Source organism: Dehalococcoidales bacterium, assembly GCA_028716225.1.
Taxonomy (GTDB): Bacteria; Chloroflexota; Dehalococcoidia; order Dehalococcoidales; family UBA5760; genus UBA5760.
Genome location: JAQUQE010000151.1, coordinates 1 through 1547, shown reverse-complemented (window position 1 = coordinate 1547; position 1547 = coordinate 1). Strand labels below are relative to the sequence as shown.

Below are 1547 nucleotides of genomic sequence, written 5' to 3'. Positions count from 1 at the left end.
AAAGCCCTGTGCTGCCTGGCGCTCTTGATATTTTTCCTTCCGGAGACAGCGGCTTGGCGGTAGTAGCTCTCCCGGGCCAGATAACCTCTCAGCTGCCCCATGGTCAATCCGTACTTCTTGCTCACTATATTCAGTCGATCGGCGCCGCCGGATCTGACCTCGGCGATGATGGCCAGCCGCTCCTGGAAAGTGTAAGTGGTTTTGTCGTGATTTTCGTCCGCCCCTTTCCTTACCTCCCCGGCCTTCGAGTGGACTACTTTCTTAGGACCCTCTGCTTTTTCGTCCACTTTAGTACCCGGGTTTTTGAGAGCCTTTTGCGCCGCGGCTATGTTAGCTTTATGATAGAACTTGTAGTTACTCACAGTCTGCTTCTTACAGCCTACCGCCGCCGCGATCGCCACCGTCTTCTCACCCATTACAAGACGTTTGAATATCTCGCTCTTGTCGTGGTCGTCTATCTTACTATTGGCTGGTTTCGGAGCGGCAGGTTTGGCAGGTTTATGGCAGGTTTTAAGCCCTGCGCCGGCGAGAGCGGCGGTGTGTGTTATTGCAGGAGCAACGCTTACAGGCGGAGGCATCAAGCGGCGCAGGTGGTTGGTTTCGTCCATCTGGAACATCGCCGCGCAGTAGACACACTTCAGGGCGTCGGCTTCCTTGTGGTCCTCCCTGGTCCGCGCCGGCAGTAACTCTTTATCTTTACACAGCGGGCATTTCATTATTTAGGCTCCTTTCCCTCCGATAGTTTCAGTATGATATCGTGTATCTCTTGCCAGTTGTCCTTCTGATGCTTCTTCAATATAGACACACTCTCGTCGGATGGACTGCCATAAGCACTGACGATGTGCTCACCGAGCTCGTTGCGGGCCATCAATCCTTTATTGGCGACCACCAGGAACATGTTCATGAGGCTGATAACGCTCTCTTGGAAACGCCGTGCGATCGTCTCGAGATGCTCGCGGTCTTCCTTCAACCCTTTATCCATCTTCGCTTCGTAGAGCATGCTCAGAATACCGGCGGCGTCTTCAGGCCATGGATGGTAGTTTTTCCTGCCGTTGTCGAACAAAAACTTAACGACCGCTTTCTCGTACTCTTTGGCCTTGCTCAACTCGGGGTTATTCGCGTTCAGCTCACGCTTGGCAGCTTCTCCTATAGTGTCGATACGCTTGCTGGCCGCCCGCATGAAAGCCGCCAGCAGCTTATCGTCCAAACGCGGCGAGTCGTTGCGGGCCGCATGTTTCTTGATACACAGCCTGGTTCCGGACGGGTACATCCAGCCGGCTCCGGGTGGCAGCTCGTCAAGGCTCTTTACCACGTCCTTCGGAGCCACAAACCAGAAGTAGTGGAAACACTCTTTGCACCACAGGTGCTTCTCCGGCTGCTGCAGCTCGTGCAGGAAATCCTGCCGGCTGACCTTTATCTCAAAAGCGGATCTGGACAGCCCCTTGCTCGGCCACATCTCGAAGACCGCGGCATCTATCCACCGGCTCTGGTGCCCGCCGGTGCCGTTGGGCACTTCCTCCAAAACAACCGTCGGGTCAAAGCTGCCT

General features: G+C 55.0%; 2 protein-coding genes. Both read right to left on the bottom strand.

From position 1 onward, the window contains the following. On the bottom strand, positions 1-716 hold a 716-nt coding region (locus tag PHI12_15120; GenBank protein ID MDD5512115.1), incomplete at its 3' end, for a hypothetical protein. Next, the coding region (locus PHI12_15115; protein ID MDD5512114.1) for a hypothetical protein at positions 716-1547 on the bottom strand (832 nt) is incomplete at its 5' end. The genes PHI12_15120 and PHI12_15115, both read right to left, overlap by 1 nt.